Consider the following 21,772-nt stretch of genomic DNA (forward strand, 5'->3'; position numbering starts at 1 on the left):
GTCCGGACAGTTCAATTGTTGAACCACGCCGGTAGGGTGCGGCCGTGACCGGCTACGGACAGTTCTGCGCGGTGGCCCGCGCCCTGGAGGTGCTCGGCGAGCGGTGGACGCTGCTGATCGTGCGGGAACTCCTGCTCGGCGCGGGCACCTTCACCGACCTGCGCCGCGGCCTGCCCCGCATCCCCCGGGCGACCCTCGCCGCCCGGCTGCGCGCCCTGACCGGCGCCGGAGTCGTCGAGGCCACCGGCGGCGGCTACCGGCTCACCGCGGCGGGCGCGGCGCTGGCGCCGACCGTGGCCGGCCTCGCCGCGTGGGCCACCGGCCCCGGCCGGGTGCCGCTGGCCGACGAGCATCTCGACACCGCCGCGCTCACCTGGGACATCCAGCGACGCGTCGACCTCGCCGCGCTGCCCGAGCGGACGGTGGTGGTGGCGGTGGAGTTCACCGACCGGACCGCGGACCGGCACCACTGGCTGCACCTGGCGCGTACCGGGGTGAACCTGTGCCGGGAGGACACCGGCGCCCCGGTGGACGTGTGGCTGGCCGCGCCGCTGCGCGCCGCCACCCGCTGGTGGCTGGGCGAGCTGAGCTGGGCGGGGTTCCTGCGCCAGCCCTCGGTGCGGGTGCACGGCGAACCGGCGGTGGTGCGGCGGATGCCCGACTGGTTCCTCGGCTACCCGCTGCGCGCCGGGGACCCGGCAACGAAATCGGGGCGCGGCTGACGCCGCGCCCCGATGCTCCCAGGCCCTTCCCGGCCGGTGGGGCGAGGATGCGGCGCGCCGACCTTCGGACCGACCCGACGCTGGACTGGCTGCCCCCGCCTGGCCGTTGTCTACTGGCCGTGCCCCTCACCCTGCCCGTACACCGGTAACCGCGGCCGGTTCGCGCCGCCCCGCCGACCCCCGCCCGCTGGACCTGGCCGCCGCGACCACATGCTCGTGTCGCTCGGCCAGCGGACGAAGGGACGAAGCGAACAACAGCCGCTTCCCGTGGTAGGACTCAAAGACGGTACGTGCTCCCCCCGGGGCGCTGTCAACCCACCCCCGACGAGTCGCCTCGCCCACATCGGCGTGTCGCCCCGGCGAGTCCCGCTCGGGTGGCGCTCGGTCGACCATCCCCCGACAGCGCGTGGAGAAGTCCCGCCGTCGCGCGTCGACAACGGACCCCCGCTACCGCACCCGGCGTCAGGCCGGAGCGTCTCCTGACACCCGCGCGGCGAGGGCGGCGGCGGCCCGCGGATGGTCGGCGGCCAGCAGACCGGCGGCGGCCAGGACGTAGTCGACGTCGACGACGGGCCGGGCGGCGCGCGGCAGCGGCCACCCGCCGGCGTGGTCGGCCAGCACCGCGGCCAGCACCGCGGCGGCGTCGGCGGCCGGCGCGTGGCGCAGCACGCCACCGGAGCCGACCAGCAGCTTGACGTCCCGCAGGTCCCGGCCGGCGCGTTCCCCGGTGGCCGCGCCGCGGGCGTGCCGGCGCAGCGCCACCGTCGCCGCCAACGCGGCGATCCGCGCGTCCACCGCCCGTCCGGCCGCATCGGCCGGCAGCCAGCCGGGTTCGGCGGCGCGGACCCGGACCGCCGCCGCCAGGTCGTCGGCCGCGGCGTCGTCGAGCAGCCGCTCCTCCACGGCCGCCCGCACCACACCCGGCGCGCTCCACCGCATACCCAGATCCCCCTCGACGGTGCGGGCCCGCCACAGGCTGCCGGCGACCTCCCGGCCCGGCCCGGTCTCCCGCTCGTCGGGCGTGAGCACCGAGTACACATCGGTGGTGGCGCCGCCGACGTCCACCACCGCCAGGTCCCCGCCGAGGGTGTCGGCGAGCACCTCCACCCCGGTCAGCACCGCGTCCGGGGTGGCCGCCCGCACCAGCCGCGCGAACCGCGCACCCCGGGAGAGCCGCTTGCCGCCGATGACGTGCCGCAGGAACACCTCCCGGATCGCCGCCCGCGCCGACTCCGGCGCCAGCACCCCGATGCGGGGCAGCACATTGTCCGCGACCGTCACCGGCACCTTCGCCGACACGAGCAGCGCCCGCAACTCGTCACGCACCTCGACGTTGCCGGCCAGCACCACCGGCACCCGCCAGCGGGCCCGCGCCAGCCGCGTCGCGTTGTGCGTCAACGTCTCCGCATCACCGCCGTCGGTGCCGCCGGCCAGCAGCACCACGTCCGGTCGGGCCGCCCGCAGCGCCGCCAGGTCCGCGCCGCCCAGCCGCCCGGCCGCCACGTGCACCACGTTCGCCCCCGCCGACAGCCCCACCCGCCGGCCCGCCTGCGCGGTCACCAGATGCTCGTAGCCGATGACCGCCAGCCGCAACCCACCACCGGCCGACGAGCACACGTACCACGGCGCGTCCCGCACCGGCAGGCCGGCCGTCGCGGCCGCCACCGCGGCGTCCAGCCCGTACAGCACGTCGCTGTCCACCGTGGTCGGCGCGGCCGCCGCCGCGACCAGGCCAGCGCCGTCCAGGTCGACCACCGCCACCTTCGTGTACGTGGAGCCGACGTCGGCGCAGACCGCGACCCTCACGCCGACCGGGTCGGCACGACCACCGTGCCGGTGGCGGTGACCGCCACGATCGGCGGGTCGCACACCTCCGCGGCCGACTCCCCCCGGTCCGGCCGGCCCCGGCACACCACCACGCAGCTCAACTCCAGCGTGCGGCTGCGGGTGCCCACCCGGCTGACCTGGGCGGTCACCTCCACCACGTCACCGGCTCGGATCGCGGCGGAGAAGCGGACATCCGAATACCCGGCGAACAACCCCTCGTCGCCGTCGGTGCGGATGCACACCTCCGTCGCGACGTCACCGAACAGGCCCAGCGCGTACGCCCCGTCGACCAGGTTGCCCGCGTAGTGCGCATGCGAGTACGGCACGTACCGCCGGTGCGTCACCGTCACACCCAGCCTCGGGTCGCTCATGCCGTCACCTTCCTGTTCTCGATCAACGCGTGGACCAGGTACGACGCCACCTCACCCGGCGTGGTGCCGCGGCCGAAGATCCGGTCCACCCCCAACTCGTCGGCCATCGTCTCGTCGAACCGGGGCCCACCGACGATCAGCAACGGTCGACGCCCCGCCGGCATCGCCTCCCGGAACGCCGCCGACATCTCCCGCGTGTTGTGCAGGTGCGCGTCGCGCTGCGTCACCACCTGCGACACCAGCACCGCGTCGGCCCGCTCGACCCGCGCCGCCTCCACCAGCTCCGGCACACTCACCTGCGCCCCCAGGTTGGTGACCTTCAGCTCCCGGTAGTACTCCAGGCCCTTCTCCCCCGCGATGCCCTTCACGTTCAGGATCGCGTCGATGCCCACGGTGTGCGCGTCCGTGCCGATGCACGCACCCACCACCGACAGCTTCCGCCGCAGCCTCCGCTTGACCGCCGCGTTGACCTCCTTGGCCGACAGCAGCGGAAAATCCCGCTCCACCACCTGCACCGCCGACAGATCCACCAGATGGTTGACCCGCCCGTACACCACGAAGAACGTGAACCCGCCACCCATCGGCTTGGCGTGCACCAGCATCGCCGGATCGATGCCCATCTTGTTGGCCAACTGCACCGCCGCGCCCTCGGCCCGCTTGTCGTGCGGCACCGGCAACGTGAACGACACCTGCACCATGCCGTCACCGGTCGTGTCCCCGTACGGCCGCACGATCGTCTTCTCGGTCATGACCGGATCTCCTCGGGTCGCGACCGCGGCACCCGCTCGCCGCGCTCGCTCGTTCCTCGCTCGCCCGGCTGCTCCAGGATCTCCGTCGCCGGGTTGTAGTAGCCGGCCTCGTGCCGCGCCACCCCGTCCAGGCCCTTGCCCCGGTCCGCCGGCCGCCGCATGATCCCGAACGTGCCCTCGGCGATCGCCGTCAACAACGACTGATCCCCGATCCGCTCCAGCAGGTCCACCGCCTCGCCGAGCACCCGGTGGGCGCGCTGCTGGATGAACCCGCCCGGCGCCGGCACGAAGTCCTCGTGCAACCCGCCCGCCGCGCCCAGCACGTACCGCACGTTCTGCAGCGCGATGTCCCGGTCCGACAACCACGGCGTCACCACCGCCTCGGTCATCATCCCGACCAGCAGGATGCCCTGCCCGGTCAGCGCGCCCACCAGGTTGAAGAACCCGTCGAGCAGGTTCCCGCGGAACACGTCACCGGTCATGTGCTTCGTCGGCGGCATCCACTTCAACGGCGCCTCCGGGAACAGCTCCCGCGCCAGCAGCGCGTGCGCCAACTCCAACCGCAACGACTCCGGCACATCCGGGTTGATCTCGAACGCGTGTCCCAGCCCCAACTGCCAGTCCGCCAACCCCGCCTCGTGCGCGAAGTACTCGTTGAGCAGCTGCGACACCGTCACCGTGTGCGCCTCGTCCACCGCGTCCGCGGTGGTCAGGTAGTTGTCCTCACCGGTGTTGATGATGATCCCCGCCCGCGCGTGCACCTGCCGCGAGAACCGCTGGTCGACGAACGTCCGGATCGGGTTGATGTCCCGGAACAGAATCCCGTACATCGAGTCGTTGAGCATCATGTCCAACCGCTCGAGACCCGCCAGCGTCGCCATCTCCGGCATGCACAGCCCCGACGCGTAGTTCGTCAACCGCACGTACCGGCCCAACTCCCGCGACGACTCGTCCAGCGCCGCCCGCATCAACCGGAAGTTCTCCTGCGTCGCGTACGTGCCCGCGAAACCCTCCCGCGTCGCGCCCTCCGGCACGTAGTCCAACAACGACTGCCCCGTCGACCGGATCACCGCGATCACGTCCGCCCCGGCCCGCGCCGCCGCCTGCGCCTGCGGAATGTCCTCGTAGATGTCCCCGGTCGCCACGATCAGATAGATCCACGGCCGCCGCGGCGGATCCCCGTACCGCCGGACCAGCCGCTCCCGCTCCGCCCGCCGCCGGTCGATGCGCCGCAGCCCCGCCGCCACCGCCCTGCGCGACGCCCGCCGCGCCGCCGTCGCCGCCCGCCCCGACGGCACCGCGAACCGCACCGACCCCGCCGCCGCCTTCTGCGCCAGCAACGTCACGTCCGTGATCTGCTCCCGCGCCAGGGCGTCGAACACCGGCACCGCCACCCCGTGGCCCAACCCCACGTCCGCGACCACCGCGTCGACCAGCCGGTTCACCCACGGAATACCGTCCGGGTCCGCACCGGTCACCCCGGCCAGCCGCAGCACCGCCCGCTCCACCGACACCGTCGTGTGGCTACGCGCCAGCTCCACCACCGGCGCCCCGGCGCGAGCGGCCAGCGCCCGCGCCCGGGCCACCAGCGCCGGATCCAGATCAAGCTTCCCAGTCACGCGGACCCTTCCTCATAGATCACCTCGCCGCGCAGCACCGTGCGCCGGCACACCGGCAACGGCGTCGGATCCGCCGGCCCCCGCGCCTCCGGGTCGTCGGCCTGCAACACCGGCAACCCCCACTCCACCCCCGCCGGGGTGTCCCACACCGCGAACGTCGCCGGCGCACCCAACGCCAACACCCCCTCGGCGTCCAGGTGCACCGCCCGCCACCCGCCCCGGGTGTGCGCCGCGAACGCCGACCGCACACCCATCCGCTGCGCCGGATTGTGATGCGCCACCGCCGCCCGCACCGACCCCCACGGATCCAGCGGCGTCACCGGCGAATCCGACCCGAACGCCAACGCCACACCCACCGAATGCATCGCACCCATCGGATTCGACGCCAACGACCGGTCCAGACCCAGCCGCGACTCGTACATCCGACCCGCGCCACCCCACAACCGGTCGAACGCCGGCTGCATCGACGCCACCACCCCGTACTCCACGAACCCGGCGATCAGCCGCTTACTCATGATCTCCGCGTGCTCCACCCGGTGCCGCGCCGCCCGCACCCGATCCGTGCCCAGCCGCTCCGCCGCCCCCGCGAACCCCGCCAGCACCGTCGCGATCGCCGCGTCCCCGATCGCGTGGAACCCGCCCTGCAACCCGTGCGCCGCACAGTCCAGCAGGTGGTCACGCACCTGCTCCGCCGACAGGTACCCGTGCCCGCAACCCTCCCCGTCCAGGTACGCCGACGACACATGCGCTGTCCGCGCCCCCAACGCGCCGTCGGCGAACAGATCCCCGCCCGCGCCCACCGCGCCCAACTCCCGCGCCCGCGCCGCGCCGCCCAACTCACCCCAGTACCCGTACACCTCCGGCACCCCCGCACCGGAGATCGCCAGCAGCCCCGTGAAGTCCTCCTCGTCGGAGATCTCCGGCCCACCGCACTCGTGCACCGCCGCGATACCCAGCGACGCCGCGTGCGCCAACGCCACCCGCTGCGCCGCCACCCGCTGCGCCCGGCTCACCGACCCGAACGCCGCCGCCCGCACCACATGATGCGCGTCGCGCCGCAGCCACCCCGACGCGTCGTACCCCGCCGCCGCGACCACCTCCGGACACGCCGCCAGCAACGCCCGCGACGCCAACGCCGAATGGATCGACGCCTGCGACAGGTACACCCGCCGCCCACCGGCCGCCCGGCCCAACTCGTCCGCGTCCGGCGGCACCGGCACCGCCCAACCCGACTCGTCCCAGCCGTGCCCCAGCACCACCGCGTCCGCCGGCAACCCACCAGCGAACGCCGCCACCGCCGCCAGCAGCTCCCCCGCCGACCGCACACCCGACACGTCCAGCCCCGACAACGCCAGCCCGGTGTCCGTGGCGTGCACATGCGCGTCCACGAACGCCGGCGTCACCAGCGCCCCGGCCAGGTCCACCACCCGGTCGGCGGCCGGCGCGTCCGCGTCCGACCCCAACCAGGCGATCCGGCCACCGGACACCAGCAGAGCGGTCGCATTCGGGTCGGCGGGGCAGTACAGCGCGCCGTTCCGGTACAGAGTCGAGGGGTTCGTCATGCCACTCAGTCTGCCGCCAACCGCGCCTCGAACAGCCGGCGGACCCCCGGCTCGGCACGCAGCAGATCCAGCGCGAACCCCGCGTGCCCCGGCACGTACCCGTTGCCCACCAGCATCGTCACGTCCGCCGCCAGACCCTCCGCGCCCAACGCCGCCGCCGCGAAACTCGTCGCCATCGAGAAGAACACCACCGTGCCGCCGTCCGCCGTCGCCAGCACCGCGCCATGCTCGCAACCCGGCACGTCCACGCACACCACCGTCACGTCCGCCGGCCCACCCAGCGCCGACGTCACCGCCGACGACAACGCCACCGGATCCCGCGCGTCGGCCAGGGCCACCACGTCCGCCAACCCGGCCGCGGCCAGGGCGTCGCGCTCCCCCGCCACCGGCACCACCCCGACCGTACGGGCGGCGCCCGCCCGCCGCGCCGCGGCCAGCGACAGCGACCCGCTCTTGCCCGCCCCGCCGACCACCGCGACGCTGACCGGCCGGGGGTCCCCCTCGCGCGCCCGGTCGGCCACGTAGCGCCGCACCACCCGCGCGGTCAACGCCGGCGCCCCGCACACGTCCAGCACCGCCAGCGACAACTCCGGGTGCAGGTCCGCCGGCAGCACCGCCGCGATCGAACGGGCGAACAGGATCGCATGCCCGTCACACGGCACCTGCTCGCCGCGGCCGTCCCACCGGGCCAGCCCGTCGGTGATCGCCAGCGGCGTCAGCGTCAGCGACACCAGCGTCGCCACCCGGTCGCCGGCCCGCAGCCCCAGCGGCGACCGCTTGCCCGCCTCCTCGACCGTGCCGATCAGCATGCCGCCGGAGCCGGTCACCGGGTTCTGCATCTTCCCGCGCGTTCCGATGATCTCCAGCACCTCGGCGCGAACCCGCTCGCCGTCCCCGCCGTGCTTCTCCGCGAGCTGCCGGAAGCTCGCCGCGTCCAGGTTCAGCCGCTCCACCCGGATCCGCACCTCGTTCGGCGCGATCTCCGGGCTCGCGTCCAGCCGCCACGCCGCCTGCGGCAGCACCCCCGCGGGCTCCACGACACGGTGCAGACCCACCGGTGACGTCACGCCGACCTCCCCTGTCCGACCGCTTGAAGCCCCGGCCAGGGCTCGCGTAGCGGGAAAACTTACGGCAGACTAATTTCTGTACCGCATATTTTCCAGTAGCCTACGGGATCGCTGATCAACCGCACCACACCCATGAGGAGGGGGCCGTGACCCAGACCCACCCGGTGGAGACCATCCCCGCGCCCCAGCCCGCGCCGGCCCCCGCCCCCACCGCCGGCCAGCCCTACGAATACCGGCGGGCCCCCCTCGTCGAACCCGACTGGACCCGCTTCCCCGGCTGGCGCCACGTCACCCGCGACCAGTGGGAGAACGCCCAGTGGCAGCGCGTCAACTGCGTCAAGAACCTCAAGCAGCTCCGCGCCGTCCTCGGCGACCTCGTCGACGAGACCTTCTACGCCGACCTCGAGGCCGACCAGAAGGCCCTGGCCACCATGTCCATGCTGGTGCCACCCCAGATGCTCAACACCATGGTGCCGTTCGCGCCCATGACCACCGAGGCCCTCTACGGCGACCCCATCCGGCGCTACATGATCCCGGTCGCCTCCGACCGCCGCACCGACTGGCCCTCACACCCCTACGCCAGCCGCGACTCCCTGCACGAGCACGACATGTGGGTCGCCGAGGGCCTCACCCACCGGTACCCCACCAAGGTGCTCGCCGAGCTGCTCTCCACCTGCCCCCAGTACTGCGGCCACTGCACCCGCATGGACCTGGTCGGCAACTCCACCCCCACCGTCGACAAGCTCAAGCTCACCCTCAAGCCCGTCGACCGCTACGACGCCCACATCGCCTACCTCAAGGCCCACCCCGGCGTACGTGACGTCGTCGTCTCCGGCGGCGACGTGGCCAACGTGCCCTGGCGCAACCTCGAGTCGTACCTGATGCGGCTGCTCGACATCGAGACCGTCCGCGACATCCGGCTCGCCACCAAGGCCCTCATGGGCCTGCCCCAGCACTGGCTCCAGGCCGACGTCGTCGAGGGTCTCGAACGGGTCGCCCGCACCGCCGCCCGCCGCGGTGTCAACCTGGCGATCCACACCCACGTCAACCACGCCCAGTCGCTCACCCCGCTGGTCGCGAAGGCCGCCCAGACCGCCCTCGACGTGGGCGTCCGCGACGTCCGCAACCAGGGCGTCCTCATGCGTGGCGTCAACGCCACCAGCAAGGACCTGCTGGACCTCTGCTTCGCCCTGCAGGGCGAAGCGGGCATCCTGCCGTACTACTTCTACATGTGCGACATGATCCCCAACGCCGAGCACTGGCGGGTCCCGGTCTGGCACGCCCAGCAGCTCCAACACGACATCATGGGCTACCTGCCCGGCTACGCCACGCCGCGGATCGTCTGCGACGTCCCGTTCGTCGGCAAGCGCTGGGTGCACATGCTCACCGAGTACGACCGCGAACGCGGCATCTCCTACTGGACCAAGAACTACCGCACCTCCATCGAGTCCACCGACCTGGAGGCCCTCAACAAGCGGTACGCGTACTACGACCCGATCGACACCCTCCCCGAGGCCGGCCAGGCCTGGTGGCAGGCCCACCGCGACGACTGATCCCACCCAACCCTTGCCGATCATGGACTCGTGGTGGGTGCAGAAGCCGCCGACCGGCATCTACCGGGCACCACAACTCCATGATCGGCGGGTGACCGTCGGCGGGTGACAGCGAACGGGCCCCGGAGGACAGCTCCGGGGCCCGTTCGGTTACCGGCTGACGGCGTCCTTCACGTCACGACCCGCCTGCTTGACGTGCTCGCCGGCCTGCCGGGCCCGGGCGTCGCCGCGCTGCGTGGCGCCCTCCGCCCGCATCCGGTCGTCGCCGCTCACGTCGCCGATGCGCTCCTTGGCGGCGCCGGTCAGCTCGTCGACCTTGTTCCTGGCCTTGTCGGCGAGGCTCATCTCTCCCGCTCCCCTCGGTGGCTCCTTCGGTTCCTTAGCGGATTCCCGTGTGATCGGGCACCATGCCTTCCGCCCGGTGACCGCCGGCACGTGCCGTAGGGCATCCTAGGAAGATAGTCAGGTGCCGTCGTCATGCGGACCGGCACCCGCCGGTGGTTGACTGGGCGGGTGGGCGAGATCCTCCTCATCCGGCATGGCGAGACCACCTGGAGCGCCAGCCGCCGGCACACCTCGTACACCGACCTCGCCCTGACCCCCGACGGCGAACGGCAGGCGCGCGCCCTCGGCGCCCTCCTCACCGGCCGGCGGTTCGCGGCGGTGTTCACCAGCCCCCGCGTCCGCGCGCTGCGCACCGCGCAGCTCGCCGGCCTCGACGCCCGCGTCACCGAGGACCTCGCCGAGTGGAACTACGGGCAGTACGAGGGGCGCACCACCGCCGACATCCGCGAGGAGCGGCCCGGCTGGTCGATCTGGACCGACGGCTGCCCCGGCGGCGAGTCACCGGAACAGGTCGGCGCCCGCCTCGACCGGGTCCTCGACCGGGCCACCCCGCTGCTCGAGCACGGACCGGTGGCCCTGGTCGGCCACGGCCACAGCCTCCGCGTCGCCGGCGCGCGCTGGATCGGCCTTCCCCCGGCCGCCGGTGGCCGGCTGCGGCTCGACACCGCCACCGTCAGCGTCCTCGGGTACGAGCACGACCGGCAGGTCATCCTGCGGTGGAACCAGCCGCCTCCCCCGCCACCCGGGCCCGAGCCCGCGACTGCGGCTCGCCACTGATCTTCGGCGGGCGCCCCTCGTACGGCGTGGACAGCACCACCGTCGTCCGGGTGGTCACGTTCGCCGACGTCCGGATCTCCTGCAGCACCCGCTCCAGGTCGGTCGGACTGGCCACCCGCACCAGCAGCAGGTAGAAGTCCTCCCCCGCCACCGAGTAGCAGGAGTCGATCTCCGGCAGGTGGGCCAGCCGCTCCGGCGCGTCGTCCGGCTGCGACGGGTCGAACGGCCGGATCGCCACGAACGCCGTCAGCGGCAGCTCCAGCGCCTCGAAGGACACCCGCGCCGCGTACCCCCGGATCACGCCGCGCTGCTCCAGCCGGCGCACGCGCTGGTGCACGGCGGACACCGACAGGCCCACCTTCTCGGCCAGATCCGTGTACGACAGCCGCCCGTCGGCGGTCAGCGCGGCGACGATCGCGCGGTCGATCTCTTCCACGGGAGCAACCTACCGTCAGAATTTCTCCGGGGCGATGTCGAGTCGCGCCACCCGCCACCCGACATGGAGTCGAATGGGGGCGGCGGAGGTCGCCCGGAACACGTGAGGAGAGGCGCGATGCGCTACGTGATGATGTTGTGCGGCGACGAGGCGGCCTGGAACGAGCAGGACGAGGCCCTGATGAACGAGGTCCACGCCTGGTTCGAGAAGTGGCACACCGCCGGGAGGGTCCAGCCGGGCGGCGCCGAACTGGACTCGGTGCGGACCGCGAAGACGATCGGCCGGGGCGCGGACGGCCAGCCGACCGTGACCGACGGCCCCTACCTGGAGCTCAAGGAGGTCGTCGGCGGCTTCATCCACCTGTCCGCCGACGACATCGACGAGGCCGTGGCGGTGGCCGCGACGTGGCCGGGCATCACCGCCTGCGGCGACAAGGTGGAGGTACGCCCGGTCGTCGAGCGCTGAGGTCCCGGGTCCGGATCCGGCGTCACGCCGGATCCGGAGACGCCTGAGCGGCCCCGTCGACGGCGGCGAGGCGGCGGGCGAGCAGCGCCCGCTCGGCCGGGTTCGCGGCCAGCGCGAGGGCCCGTCCCGTCGCCTCGACCGCCTCGTCGTCGCGCCCCAGGGCGCGCAGCAGCTCCGCCCGGGTGGCGTGCCACAGCCGGTAACCGGTCAACCGGTCGGCCAGCGCGTCGACCTCCGCGAGCGCGGCCGCCGGCCCGTCGGTGTGCCGGGTGGCGACCGCCCGGCCGAGCAGCACCACCGGCGTCGGCTGCACCGCGTACAGCCGGTCGTAGAGGCCACGCACGGCGGCCCAGTTGGTCCGGTCGTACGACCCCGCCAGCGCGTGCTGCGCGGCGATCGCCGCCTGCAACTGGTAGGGCCCCGGCCGGTCGAGGGCCGCCGCCCGGCGCAGCCGGGCGACCGCGGCGAGGATGCCGCGCCGGTCCCACCGCCGCCGGTCCTGCTCCTCCAGCAGCACCAGCCGGCCGTCGGCGGCGAAGCGGGCGGCCGCCCGTGCCTCGTGCAGCTCCAGCAACGCGGCCAGGCCGGCCGCCTCCGGCTCGCCGGGCATCAGGTCGGCGAGCTGGCGGGCCAGATCCACCGCCTCCCGGGCCAGGTCGCGACGCTGCGGGGTGTCCCGGGACGAGGCGAGGTAGCCCTCGTTGAAGACCAGGTACACCACGGCGAGCACCGGCCGGAGGCGCTCGCCGTACTCCTCCGGCGGCGGCAGCTCGAAACGCACCCCGCGCTCGCGGAGCTGCCGCTTGGCCCGCACCAGGCGCTGGGCCATCGTGGCGGTGGGCACCAGGTGGGCGGCGGCGATCTGCTCGGCCGACAGGCCGCTGACCGCGTTGAGGGTCAGCGCCACCTGGGACGGCTCCGGCAGGGCGGGATGGCAGCACGCGAAGACCAGGGCGAGCCGGTCGTCGCCGGTGGGCTCGTCCGGCGGGGTGTGGGCGATCGTGGCGAGCTTCCGGCGCCCGGTGGCGTCCCGGCGCAGCCGGTCCAGGGCGCGCCGCCACGCGGCGGTGACCAGCCACCCCGCGGGGCTGTCCGGCACGCCGTCGGCCGGCCAGCGCCGCAGCGCCTCCCCGACCGCGTCCTGCAGGGCCTCCTCGGCGCGGTCCAGGTCACCGAGGCGGCCGGCGAGGACACCCAGCAGGCTGCCGGCGTCGGCCCGCCACACCCGGTCGAGCAGCGACCGCACGTCACCCATGGCCACCTCGTCCCGCGCCGGACCGGCCGCGCCGGCGGGAGCGCCGTCAGCCCTTCGCGAGCGCCCGGGAGATCACCAGGCGCTGGATCTGGTTGGTGCCCTCGACGATCTGCAGCACCTTCGCCTCGCGCATGTACCGCTCGACCGGATGGTCGCTGACGTAGCCGGCGCCGCCGAGCACCTGCACCGCGTCGGTGGTCACCCGCATCGCCACGTCGGTCGCGAACAGCTTCGCCTTCGCCGCCTCGATCGAGTACGGCCGGCCGGCGTCGCGCAGCCGGGCCGCGGCCAGCAGCAGCGCCCGGGCCGCCGAGATCTGCGTGGCGTGGTCGGCGAGCAGGAAGCCCAGGCCCTGGAAGTCGATGATCGCCCGGCCGAACTGCTGCCGTTCCCGCGCGTACCCGATCGCGTAGTCCAGCGCCGCCTGGGCCAGACCCACCGCGCAGGCCGCGATGCCCAGCCGGCCCGAGTCCAGTGCGGACATGGCGATGGTGAAGCCCATCCCCTCCCCGCCGATCAGCCGCTCGGCGGGCACCCGCGCGTCGTCGAAGGCGAGCTGCGCCACCGGCGAGGCGTGCAGCCCCATCGTGCGCTCGGCCGCCTGCGGCTGGATGCCCGGCGTGCCCCGGTCGGCCAGCAGGCAGGAGATGCCCTTCGGGCCGGGCCCGCCGGTGCGGCAGAAGATGTTGTAGAAGTCGGCCACCCGGGCGTGCGTGATCCAGGCCTTGGTACCGGTGACCACGTACGCGTCGCCGTCGCGCACCGCCTTCGTGGTCAGCGCCGCGGCGTCGGAACCACCCTGCGGCTCGGAGAGGCAGTACGCGCCCAGCAGCTCCCCGCCGATCATGTCGGGCAGCAACTTGCGCTGCTCGTCGGTGCCGTACTGGGCCAGCGGGTAGCAGGACAGCGTGTGCACGCTGACCGCCTCGGCGACCGCCAGCCACCGGCTGGCCAGGATCTCCAGCACCTGCACGTACACCTCGTACGGCTGGGCGGCGCCGCCGTACTCCTCCGGGTAGGGCAGGCCCAGCAGGCCCGCCCGGCCGAGGGTGCGCAGCACCTCCCGGGGGAACTCGGCGCGCTCCTCGAAGCCGGCGGCCTTCGGCGCGAGTTCCCGGTCGGCGAGTTCGGTGGCGAGATCCAGCAGGTCCTGGGCCTCGTCGGTGGGGAGGATCCGGTCGACAGTCATAGCGCGATGAGCTCCGTGGGGGTGGTGTTGAGCCGTCGTACGCCGTCCGTCGTGCAGACGACGATGTCCTCGATGCGGGCGCCGTGCCGCCCGGCGAGGTAGATCCCGGGTTCGATCGAGAAGGCCATGCCCGGCTCCAGCGCGCGGGCGTTGCCGGCCACCACGTACGGCTCCTCGTGGCCGTCCAGCCCGATGCCGTGACCCGTGCGGTGCAGGAACGCGGCGCCGAAGCCGGCGCCGGCGATCACGTCCCGGGCGGCGGCGTCGACCGCCTCGGCGCTGACGCCCGGGGACACCGCGTCGACGGCGGCCCGCTGGGCGGCGTGCAGCACCGCGTAGTAGTCGGTGAACTCCGCCGGGGCGGGACCGCCGGCGACGTACGTGCGGGTGCAGTCGGAGCGGTAGCCGGACGGCATGGTGCCGCCGATGTCGACCACCACCGGCTCGCCGGCGCCGATCGGGCGGTCGGACGTGCCGTGGTGCGGGCTCGCGCCGTTCGGGCCGGCGGCGACGATGACGAAGTCGACCGTGGAGTGCCCGGCGGCCCGGATGGCCGCGGCGATGTCGGCGGCCACCTCGTTCTCGGTGCGGCCCGGCCGCAGCCACTCGCCCATCCGGCTGTGCACCGCGTCGATGGCCGCGCCGGCCTCGGCGAGCGCCGCCACCTCGGCCGGGGACTTGCGGATGCGCAACTCGCGCAGGACGTCGGAGGCGAGCCGTTGGGTCGCGCCCGGCAGGGTGGCGCGCAGCGCGAGGACCTGCTCGGCCCACATCCGGTCGGCCAGGCCGACCGCGCCGACCGGCCCGCCGAGGGCGGCCGTGACCAGGGGGTACGGGTCGCTGCCGTCGGCGTGGTCGACGATCCGCACGCCGGTGGCCGGCGCCGGGGACGCCTCGGCGGCCGGGCGCTCCAGGGTGGGCACGATCAGCGTCGGCGCGCCCTCGGCGGGCAGCACCAGCAGGGTGAGCCGCTCCCCGGCGTGGGCGTCGTAGCCGGTCAGGTAGCGCAGGTCGGACCCGGGGCTGAGCAGCAGCGCGTCCAGGCCGGCGGCGGCGGTGGCGCGCTGCGCGGCGGCCAGCCGCGACGCCGGGTACAGCTCCTCGGTTCCCACCCGGTCAGCTTAACGCTCGTTCGGCTCCAGTCCGGTCCGGCCGTCCGGGATCCGGCACGCGGTGTTGCGTCACGACATCAGCCGGCCGTCCGGGGATCGGCCGCGGTCACGGCATCAGCCACAGGCAGAACGGGTGGCCGTCCGGATCCAGGCAGACCCGGACGTCGTCCTGCGGTTGGTAGGCGGCCACGGTCGCGCCGCTGGCCACGGCGTGGGCCGTCGCGGCGGGCAGGTCGTCCACCCCCATCCCGCCGATTCTGGCGGCCGGCGGCGGGATCCGCAGCACCGGCCGCCCCGGGCCGATAGCCTCGGAGCAGACTCTGCGGGAAGGGGACCGACCACCGTGGCAGCCAGCGATCCGGACCGGGCCGCCAGGCGGGACCGCCGGCTGCTGGTGGCCGGGATCCTCGCGCTGGTCGGCCTGGTCCTGCTCTTCCTCGGCCTGACCGTCGCCGACGGGGCCACCGCCTGGATCGAGGTGGTGGTGGCGATCGCCCTGCTGCTGACCAGCTACGGCCTCCAACGCGTCGCCCGCCGGGAGACCCTCTACCGCGACCGGGGCTGAGCCGACACCGGCCCCCGCGTCCACCCGGACGTCGGTGCGGTGTGCCACGCTGTCCGACGTGACAGCCCCGATCATGCTCGTCGACGCGCCCAGCCTCTATTTCCGGGCGTACTTCGGCATCCCCGAGTCCGCCGCCACCACCTCCGACGGCCAGCCGGTCAACGCCGTCCGCGGCTTCCTCGACATGCTGGCCACGCTGATCCGCACCCGCCGGCCGGGCCGGATGGTCTGCGCGATGGACCACGACTGGCGGCCCGACTGGCGGGTCGCGCTGCTGCCTTCGTACAAGGCGCACCGGGTGGCGCCGGAGGGCGGCGAGGTGGTGCCCGACACCCTCACCCCGCAGGTGCCGGTCATCCTCGACGTGCTCGACGCCCTCGGCATCACCACCATCGGTGCCGCCGGTTACGAGGCGGACGACGTGCTCGGCACGCTGTCGGTCACCCAGCCGGGGCCGGTCGAGGTGGTCTCCGGCGACCGCGACCTGTTCCAGCTGGTCGACGACGAGCGGGGCGTGCGCCTGCTCTACGTCGGGCGGGGCGTGGCCAAGCTGGAGGACTGCGACGACGCGGCGGTCCGCTCCCGGTACGGGGTGCCCGCCGCCCGGTACGCGGACTTCGCCGCCCTGCGCGGCGACCCCAGCGACGGCCTGCCCGGCGTGCCGGGCGTCGGCGAAAAGACCGCCGCCCGCCTCGTCGACCGGCACGGCGACATCGCCGGCATCCTCGCCGCCCTGGACGACCCCGGTTCGGCCTTCGCGCCGGGGCTGCGCACGAAGCTCGCCGGGGCGCGGGACTACCTGGCGGTGGCGCCGAAGGTGGTCCGGGTCGCCCTGGACGTGCCGCTGCCGGCGGTGCCGACCGACCTGCCGACCGCGCCGGCCGACCCGGAGCGGCTGCTCGACCTCGCGCAGCGCTGGAACCTCGCCGGGTCCGCCCGCCGTCTGGTCGACGCGCTGGCCAGCCGCGCCGGCTGAGCGTCCCGGCCGGCCCGGCCAGCACCGGCCGGCGGCGGGCCGGTAACCCTCCGCCCGGGCGTGACCGCGGCCGCCCTGCTCGGCCGGATCGACGCCGGTCCGGGCGCCTCGGTGAAGGACAGCTTCGCCGACCTGGACCTCACCCCGTACGGCTTCCGGGTCCTGTTCGACGCGCGGTGGATCCACCGTCCCGCCGGCGCCGCGCCCCGGCGCACCGCACCCGCACCCCTCACCCCGGTCAGCACGCCCGCCGGGCTCGTCGAGTGGGCCGCGGCGCACGGCGGGGGCCCGCTGTTCCGCCCGGCCCTGCTCGCCGACCCGCGGGTGCGGGTCCTGGCCCGCCTCGGCGCGACCGGTGTCACCGGCGGCGCGATCCTGCACCGCGGCGGACCGGTCGTCGGCGTCTCCAACGTCTTCGCCCGCACCGGCGCGGTGGCGGAGATCTGGGCCGGGCTACCGGCCACCGCCCCGCTGGTCGGCTACGAGGCCGGCGACGACCTGGCGGTGGCGCAGCGGGTCGGCTTCCGCCCCGGCGGCACGCTGCGGATCTGGCTCCGCGACTGACCGGCACCGCCGGTCTCCGCGGCGCCCGCCCGGCGACCACGCACGCAGAGTGACGCAGCGGGGAGGCATGGTGCCGTCCGAGCGGCATGACGCAGAGGCATATTCATGCCGGACCGGAATATCGCTCTACCGCGACCTGCCCGCCACCCTCCGACACGCCGACGTCCGCCGACACGCGCCGTCGCCGCCCGGCGGCGCCTCAGCGAGCCGGCGGGCGGGTGACCGGAACCAGCGCGAGCGTCGGCAGCAGCAGGATCGGCACGACGAGCAGCGCCTGCAGCGTCCCGACCCGGTCGCCGAGCAGGCCCAGCAGCGGCGGACCGGCGAGGAAGGCGGTGTACCCGATCACGGCCACCACGCTGACCCGGGCCGGGGCCCGGTCCTCCTCGTCGGCGGCCGCGCTCATACCGACCGGGAAGCCGAGGGACGCCCCGAGGCCCCACAGCGCCACGCCGGCGACGGCCACCGGCCCGGAACCGGCCAGCACCGCCAGGCCGGCGCCGAACACCGCGAGCAGGAGCGTGCCGGAGAGCACTGGCACCCGTCCCCACCGGTCCAGGGCGATCGTGCCGACGGTCCGGCCGAGGGTCATACCCGCCACGAACACCCCGAAGACGGCGGCCGCGGCGGCCTCGCTGAGGTCGTACCCGTCGACGAACGCGACGGCGACCCAGTCGTTGGCGGCGCCCTCGGCGAACGCCGCGACCAGCACGAACAGGCCGACGAGCAGGGTCCGTGGCTCGCGCCAGGCGGCGAGCAGCGCCCGGCGGCGGGTCGCCGGGGAGGTCCCCTCGGCGGCCGGCGTCGTCTCGGCGGCCGGCAGGAACGCCCGGACGCCGAGCACCGTGCCGGCCAGCACCACGGCCGCGATCAGCGACAGGTGCACGGCCACCGGCAGGGCCACCCGGGCGGCCCCCGCGCCGAGACCCGCGCCGGCGACCGAGCCGAGGCTCCACGCGGCGTGGAACCGGGGCATGATCGTGCGGCCGAGCCGCCGCTCCACGGCGGCGCCCTCGATGTTCATCGCGACGTCGCAGGTGCCGGAGCCGTAGCCGAAGGCGAACAGACCCACCGCCACGCCGGGCAGCCAGCCGGCCGCGCTCGCGGAGACACCCGCGATGGCCAGGCCGGAGGAGACCAGCAGGGTCGCCACCACCACCGTGCGGGCCGTGCCGAGGCGCTGGGCGAGCAGGCCGGAGGTGGGCATCGCGACGATCGCGCCCACCGACATGGCGAGCAGCAGCAGGCCGAGCCGGCCGGCGCTGAGGTCGAGCGCATCGCGTACCGCCGGAACCCGGGAGAACCAGGAGCCGACGGCGAGGCCGTTGAGGGCGAACACCGCCACGACGCCGTTGCGGGCGGCCAGCACCGACCGGGGTACGACGGGCGGGGCGGCCGGGGCGGTAACGCTGCTCACCGGGGCGGTTCCTCTCCTCAGCGGGATCCTGCTGCACGATCGCACATCTGAGAACGCTCCCACCACAAGTGGGCCACCCTTACCCCACCGGTGCCCGGCGCGCGATGATGCTCACAGCACACAGGTGTGCGAAGACGGGGGGAAGACCATGCGAGAGCCAGGCCGCGCGCCGACGCTGGAGGACGTCGCCCGGGCGTCCGGCGTGTCCCGGGCCACCGCCTCCCGGGTGCTCGGCGGCACCGGGTACGCCTCGCCCGCTACCCGGGACCGGGTCACCGCCGCCGCCGACCGGCTCGGCTACGTGCCGGACCCGGCGGCCCGCGCCCTGGTCCGGGGCACCGGCGTCCGGCTGGCCACCGTCGTCTGCGGCACCTCACCGCAGGTGCTCGACGATCCGTACGTCGACCGGGTGGTCGGGGCCGCCGCCCGGGTCTGCGCCCCGCACGGCGTGGGCGTGACCCTGCACTGGCTGCCGACCCGCGACCCGGGCCGGTTGCGCGACCTCACCGAGGGCCGTGGGGTGAGCGGGGTGATCCTGCTCAACACGACCGCCGCGGTGCTGGCCGCGGTGCCCCGGGCGGTACGCGGCCGGGTCGCCTCGATCGGCGTCGGCTCCCCGCTGGTGTCCGTCTTCGACGTCGACAACGGCGGCGGCACGGCGGCCCTGGTCCGCCACCTGTACGCGACCGGCCGCCGCCGCGTGGCCATGGTCAGCGGTCCCCGCTGGCTGCCCTGCGCCGGCCGGTCCGTGCGCGCGTACCGGCAGGTGATGCACGAGGCCGGGCTGCCGACCCGGCTGGTCCGGGGCGACTTCACCGCGCACCGGGGGCGGGCGGCGGCGCGCGAGATCCTGGACCGCTGGCCGGACACCGACGCGATCGTGGGCGTCAGCGACGCGACGGCGCTCGGCGTGATCGACCGGCTGCGCCGCGACGGCGTCCAGGTGCCCGGGGACGTGGCGGTGACCGGTTTCGACGACATCCCGCTGGCCGCGGTGACCGCCCCGGCGCTGACCACGGCCACCCACCCGGTGGCCGAGATCGCCGCCGCGGCGGCGACCGCCGTGCTCTCCGGCGGCGGCGTTCGCCCGCCGACGGTCTTCCCGTCCCGGCCGGTGTGCCGGGTGAGCGGCTGACCCCCGCAACCGGCCGCCCCGCCGGGGTACCGGCCCGGGGGGATTGGTCGCCGGCCCGGCGGGTAAGCGCCGGCCGTCCGCTCCGCCGACCGAAGGACGGTGAGCCCGTGGCCGAACCCGCGCCGCCGCATCGGGCGCCGGAGGAGAACCCCCGACACGGCCGGCTCACGGCGCGGCCCGGTCCTCCGTCGGCCGCCGGCGCCACCGGTCTGGTCCCGGTGACCGACGCCCATGGTGGCCCGCCGGCCCTGGGGTACGTGCCCGAGCCGGCCGACGGGACGCCGTACCGTCTCGTCCTGCTGCTGCACGGCGCGGGCGGCTCGGCCCGGCAGGGCCTCGACCTGCTGCTCCCGCTCGCCGACGCGCACCGCCTCCTGCTCGTCGCCCCGCAGGCCGCCGCTTCCAGCTGGGATCTGATCGTCGAGGGGTTCGGCGTCGACGTACGCCGCATCGACACGCTGCTCGGCTCGATCTTCGCGGGCCACCCCGTCGGCGGAGTGGCGTTCGGCGGCTTCTCCGACGGCGCCTCGTACGCCCTCTCCCTGGGCCTGACCAACGGCGACCTGGTCGACGCGGTGGTGGCCTTCTCCCCCGGCTTCGCCGCGCCGCTGGTCGCCCACGGCCGGCCCCGGGTGTGGGTCTCGCACGGCGCCGCCGACCCGGTGCTGCCGGTGGACGTGTGCAGCCGGCGCCTGGTGCCCCGGTTGCGCGCGCTCGGTCACGACGTGACCTACCGGGAGTTCGCCGACGGGCACGAGGTCCCCGCCGATCTGCGGGCCGAGGCGGTCACCTGGCTCACCGGCACCTGACCCGTCACCGCCACCCGCGGTGCCCCCGTGACCGTCGCCGCCCCGCCACCGTGCGAGGCTGGCCGGCATGGCGAACCGGCACGCGATCGTGGTGGGTGGCGGCATCGGCGGCCTCGCGGCGGCCGTCGCCCTGCACCGGCACGGCTGGCGGGTCACCGTCCTGGAACGCGCCGCCGAGCTGGGCGAGGTGGGCGCCGGGCTGACCCTGATGGCGAACGCGTTGCGCGCGCTCGACGCGCTCGGCCTCGGCCCGGCCGTCCGCTCCCGGGGCACGCCGGACACGCCCGGCGGCCTCCGCACGTCGTCCGGGCGCTGGCTGTCCCGGGTGGACGCCGCCGACATGACCCGGCTGCTGGGCACCGCCGCGCTCGGCATCCACCGCGCCGAGCTGCACCGGGTCCTGTGCGCGGCGCTGCCGCCGGAGGCCCTGCGGACCGCGTCCGAGGTGGTCGACGTCGACCCGGACACCGGTGAGGTGGACGTGCGCGGCGCGGTCCCGCTCCGCGCCGACCTGGTGGTGGGCGCCGACGGGCTGCGCAGCGTCCTGCGCGCCCGGCTCTGGCCGGACACGCCGCCCCCGGCGTACGCCGGCAGCACCGCCTGGCGTGCGGTGACCACCGAGCCCGGGCCGGTGCCGACGGCGATCAGTTGGGGCGGCGGCGCCGAGTTCGGCATGGTGCCGATCGGCGACGGCCGGCTCTACTGGTTCGCGGCGCTGCTCGCGCCGCCCGGTGTGCGGGCCGACGACGAGCTGGCCCTGGTGCGCGAGCACTTCGGCGGCTGGCATGAGCCGATCCCGGCGCTGCTCGCGGCGACCTCGCCGGAGGCGGTGATCCGCACCGACCTGTACCACCTCGCCACTCCGTTGCCGTCGTACGTGCGGGGGCGGGTGGCGCTGCTCGGCGACGCCGCCCACGCGATGACCCCGAACCTGGGGCAGGGTGCCGGTCAGGCCATCGAGGACGCGGTGGTGCTCGGCGCGGTCTGCGCCGCCGAACCCGATGACGTGCCGGCCGCGCTGGCCGCGTACGACCGGCGGCGCCGCCCCCGCAGCCAGGAGATCGCCCGGGCCTCGGCGCGGATGGGACGGTTCGGCCAGCAGCTGCGCCACCCGGTGGCGGTGGCCGCGCGGAACGCCCTGCTGCGCCTGGCCCCGGCCCGGGCGTCGCTGCGCGGCATGGCCCGGTACGCGGACTGGCGGCCGCCCGGCTGACCGGAACAGCGGGACGGGGGAACGGCCGCGCAGAGCCGCTCCCC

General features: G+C 75.1%; 22 protein-coding genes and 1 pseudogene. 10 read left to right on the forward strand and 13 right to left on the reverse strand.

Annotated elements, in window-relative coordinates; genetic code table 11:
* Positions 1 to 44 precede the first annotated feature (44 nt).
* A complete protein-coding gene (locus tag EV376_RS20485; protein WP_130325609.1) occupies positions 45 to 722 on the forward strand; it encodes a winged helix-turn-helix transcriptional regulator in 678 nt (225 codons plus the stop codon).
* Between the two features lie 462 nt (positions 723 to 1,184).
* On the opposite strand, the gene EV376_RS20490 is transcribed toward EV376_RS20485, so the two are convergent.
* The 6 genes and pseudogenes from EV376_RS20490 to kdd all read right to left on the reverse strand — a co-directional run bounded on the left by EV376_RS20490 (position 1,185) and on the right by kdd (position 7,917).
* Entirely contained in the window at positions 1,185 to 2,528 is a 1,344-nt protein-coding gene (locus EV376_RS20490; protein WP_130325611.1) for a glutamate mutase L, read from the reverse strand.
* Complete coding sequence (gene kal, locus EV376_RS20495) at positions 2,525 to 2,920, reverse strand: 3-aminobutyryl-CoA ammonia lyase (RefSeq protein WP_130325613.1); 396 nt, start codon at positions 2,918 to 2,920, stop codon at positions 2,525 to 2,527. The genes EV376_RS20490 and kal overlap by 4 nt, the downstream gene beginning before the upstream one ends.
* A complete protein-coding gene (gene kamE / locus EV376_RS20500) occupies positions 2,917 to 3,669 on the reverse strand; it encodes a lysine 5,6-aminomutase subunit beta (RefSeq protein ID WP_130325615.1) in 753 nt (250 codons plus the stop codon). Before kamE ends, kal begins: the two co-directional genes overlap by 4 nt.
* Positions 3,670 to 3,731: 62 nt before the next feature.
* Positions 3,732 to 5,288: pseudogene (gene kamD, locus EV376_RS20505) on the reverse strand (lysine 5,6-aminomutase subunit alpha); the annotation flags it as partial.
* Entirely contained in the window at positions 5,285 to 6,850 is a 1,566-nt protein-coding gene (locus tag EV376_RS20510) for an amidohydrolase family protein (protein ID WP_130325617.1), read from the reverse strand. The pseudogene kamD and the gene EV376_RS20510, both read right to left, overlap by 4 nt.
* A 5-nt stretch (positions 6,851 to 6,855) precedes the next feature.
* On the reverse strand, positions 6,856 to 7,917 hold the full coding sequence (kdd, locus tag EV376_RS20515; protein ID WP_130325619.1) for an L-erythro-3,5-diaminohexanoate dehydrogenase: 1,062 nt from the start codon (positions 7,915 to 7,917) through the stop codon (positions 6,856 to 6,858).
* A 146-nt stretch (positions 7,918 to 8,063) separates the two neighbouring features.
* Here kdd and EV376_RS20520 point away from each other — a divergent pair, with 146 nt between their 5' ends.
* Positions 8,064 to 9,470, forward strand: coding sequence for a lysine 2,3-aminomutase (locus EV376_RS20520; RefSeq protein WP_130325621.1), 1,407 nt, complete (start codon positions 8,064 to 8,066; stop codon positions 9,468 to 9,470).
* A 150-nt stretch (positions 9,471 to 9,620) separates the two neighbouring features.
* Here EV376_RS20520 and EV376_RS20525 read toward each other — a convergent pair whose 3' ends face one another.
* The gene (locus tag EV376_RS20525) at positions 9,621 to 9,815 is read right to left on the reverse strand and encodes a CsbD family protein (protein WP_130325623.1); all 195 of its coding nucleotides are present in this window, start codon (positions 9,813 to 9,815) and stop codon (positions 9,621 to 9,623) included.
* Positions 9,816 to 9,983: 168 nt separating this feature from the next.
* On the opposite strand from EV376_RS20525, the gene EV376_RS20530 reads away from it, so the two are divergent.
* Complete coding sequence (locus tag EV376_RS20530) at positions 9,984 to 10,592, forward strand: histidine phosphatase family protein (protein WP_130328772.1); 609 nt, start codon at positions 9,984 to 9,986, stop codon at positions 10,590 to 10,592.
* Here the strand turns inward: EV376_RS20530 and EV376_RS20535 are convergent.
* A complete protein-coding gene (locus EV376_RS20535; protein WP_130325625.1) occupies positions 10,522 to 11,028 on the reverse strand; it encodes an Lrp/AsnC family transcriptional regulator in 507 nt (168 codons plus the stop codon). The genes EV376_RS20530 and EV376_RS20535 overlap by 71 nt on opposite strands.
* Before the next feature lie 117 nt (positions 11,029 to 11,145).
* Here EV376_RS20535 and EV376_RS20540 point away from each other — a divergent pair, with 117 nt between their 5' ends.
* Positions 11,146 to 11,493 carry a YciI family protein gene (locus tag EV376_RS20540; protein WP_130325627.1) on the forward strand — a complete coding sequence of 116 codons (348 nt, stop codon included), beginning with the start codon at positions 11,146 to 11,148 and terminating at the stop codon, positions 11,491 to 11,493.
* A 22-nt stretch (positions 11,494 to 11,515) separates the two neighbouring features.
* On the opposite strand, the gene EV376_RS20545 is transcribed toward EV376_RS20540, so the two are convergent.
* The 4 genes from EV376_RS20545 to EV376_RS20560 form a co-directional block, all read right to left on the reverse strand.
* On the reverse strand, positions 11,516 to 12,748 hold the full coding sequence (locus EV376_RS20545) for a DUF6596 domain-containing protein (protein ID WP_130325629.1): 1,233 nt from the start codon (positions 12,746 to 12,748) through the stop codon (positions 11,516 to 11,518).
* Positions 12,749 to 12,794: 46 nt separating this feature from the next.
* A complete protein-coding gene (locus EV376_RS20550) occupies positions 12,795 to 13,937 on the reverse strand; it encodes an acyl-CoA dehydrogenase family protein (protein WP_130325631.1) in 1,143 nt (380 codons plus the stop codon).
* Positions 13,934 to 15,049: a M24 family metallopeptidase gene (locus EV376_RS20555; protein ID WP_130325633.1), complete on the reverse strand. Its 1,116-nt coding sequence runs from the start codon at positions 15,047 to 15,049 to the stop codon at positions 13,934 to 13,936. Before EV376_RS20555 ends, EV376_RS20550 begins: the two co-directional genes overlap by 4 nt.
* 106 nt (positions 15,050 to 15,155) lie before the next feature.
* On the reverse strand, positions 15,156 to 15,296 hold the full coding sequence (locus EV376_RS20560) for a VOC family protein (RefSeq protein ID WP_207228237.1): 141 nt from the start codon (positions 15,294 to 15,296) through the stop codon (positions 15,156 to 15,158).
* A gap of 96 nt (positions 15,297 to 15,392) precedes the next feature.
* Between EV376_RS20560 and EV376_RS20565 the strand changes: the two genes are divergently transcribed.
* The 3 genes from EV376_RS20565 to EV376_RS20575 are packed head-to-tail and all read left to right on the forward strand — an operon-like array spanning position 15,393 to position 17,154.
* Positions 15,393 to 15,614 (forward strand): hypothetical protein, encoded by a 222-nt coding sequence (locus EV376_RS20565; RefSeq protein WP_130325635.1) that lies wholly within the window; start codon positions 15,393 to 15,395, stop codon positions 15,612 to 15,614.
* Positions 15,615 to 15,672: 58 nt separating this feature from the next.
* On the forward strand, positions 15,673 to 16,590 hold the full coding sequence (locus EV376_RS20570) for a 5'-3' exonuclease (protein ID WP_130325637.1): 918 nt from the start codon (positions 15,673 to 15,675) through the stop codon (positions 16,588 to 16,590).
* A 60-nt stretch (positions 16,591 to 16,650) separates the two neighbouring features.
* Positions 16,651 to 17,154 (forward strand): hypothetical protein, encoded by a 504-nt coding sequence (locus EV376_RS20575; RefSeq protein ID WP_130325639.1) that lies wholly within the window; start codon positions 16,651 to 16,653, stop codon positions 17,152 to 17,154.
* A 199-nt stretch (positions 17,155 to 17,353) separates the two neighbouring features.
* Here EV376_RS20575 and EV376_RS20580 read toward each other — a convergent pair whose 3' ends face one another.
* The gene (locus EV376_RS20580; RefSeq protein WP_130325641.1) at positions 17,354 to 18,571 is read right to left on the reverse strand and encodes an MFS transporter; all 1,218 of its coding nucleotides are present in this window, start codon (positions 18,569 to 18,571) and stop codon (positions 17,354 to 17,356) included.
* Positions 18,572 to 18,719: 148 nt separating this feature from the next.
* Here EV376_RS20580 and EV376_RS20585 point away from each other — a divergent pair, with 148 nt between their 5' ends.
* The 3 genes from EV376_RS20585 to EV376_RS20595 all read left to right on the forward strand — a co-directional run bounded on the left by EV376_RS20585 (position 18,720) and on the right by EV376_RS20595 (position 21,728).
* Entirely contained in the window at positions 18,720 to 19,706 is a 987-nt protein-coding gene (locus tag EV376_RS20585) for a LacI family DNA-binding transcriptional regulator (RefSeq protein WP_130325643.1), read from the forward strand.
* 107 nt (positions 19,707 to 19,813) lie between these two features.
* The gene (locus tag EV376_RS20590) at positions 19,814 to 20,515 is read left to right on the forward strand and encodes an alpha/beta hydrolase family protein (RefSeq protein WP_130325645.1); all 702 of its coding nucleotides are present in this window, start codon (positions 19,814 to 19,816) and stop codon (positions 20,513 to 20,515) included.
* Between the two features lie 67 nt (positions 20,516 to 20,582).
* A complete protein-coding gene (locus EV376_RS20595; RefSeq protein WP_130325647.1) occupies positions 20,583 to 21,728 on the forward strand; it encodes an FAD-dependent monooxygenase in 1,146 nt (381 codons plus the stop codon).
* Positions 21,729 to 21,772 lie beyond the last annotated feature (44 nt).

The sequence above is a fragment of the Micromonospora sp. CNZ295 genome (assembly GCF_004217535.1).

What these genes read in the sequence shown, in the direction of transcription:
- EV376_RS20540 (WP_130325627.1), top strand. Translation starts at nt 11,146, where the DNA reads ATGCGCTACGTGATGATGTTGTGCGGCGACGAGGCGGCCTGGAACGAG.
- EV376_RS20525 (WP_130325623.1), bottom strand. Translation starts at nt 9,815, where the DNA reads ATGAGCCTCGCCGACAAGGCCAGGAACAAGGTCGACGAGCTGACCGGC.
- EV376_RS20545 (WP_130325629.1), bottom strand. Translation starts at nt 12,748, where the DNA reads ATGGGTGACGTGCGGTCGCTGCTCGACCGGGTGTGGCGGGCCGACGCC.
- EV376_RS20550 (WP_130325631.1), bottom strand. Translation starts at nt 13,937, where the DNA reads ATGACTGTCGACCGGATCCTCCCCACCGACGAGGCCCAGGACCTGCTG.
- EV376_RS20585 (WP_130325643.1), top strand. Translation starts at nt 18,720, where the DNA reads ATGCGAGAGCCAGGCCGCGCGCCGACGCTGGAGGACGTCGCCCGGGCG.
- EV376_RS20510 (WP_130325617.1), bottom strand. Translation starts at nt 6,850, where the DNA reads ATGACGAACCCCTCGACTCTGTACCGGAACGGCGCGCTGTACTGCCCC.
- EV376_RS20595 (WP_130325647.1), top strand. Translation starts at nt 20,583, where the DNA reads ATGGCGAACCGGCACGCGATCGTGGTGGGTGGCGGCATCGGCGGCCTC.
- kamE (WP_130325615.1), bottom strand. Translation starts at nt 3,669, where the DNA reads ATGACCGAGAAGACGATCGTGCGGCCGTACGGGGACACGACCGGTGAC.
- EV376_RS20560 (WP_207228237.1), bottom strand. Translation starts at nt 15,296, where the DNA reads ATGGGGGTGGACGACCTGCCCGCCGCGACGGCCCACGCCGTGGCCAGC.
- kal (WP_130325613.1), bottom strand. Translation starts at nt 2,920, where the DNA reads ATGAGCGACCCGAGGCTGGGTGTGACGGTGACGCACCGGCGGTACGTG.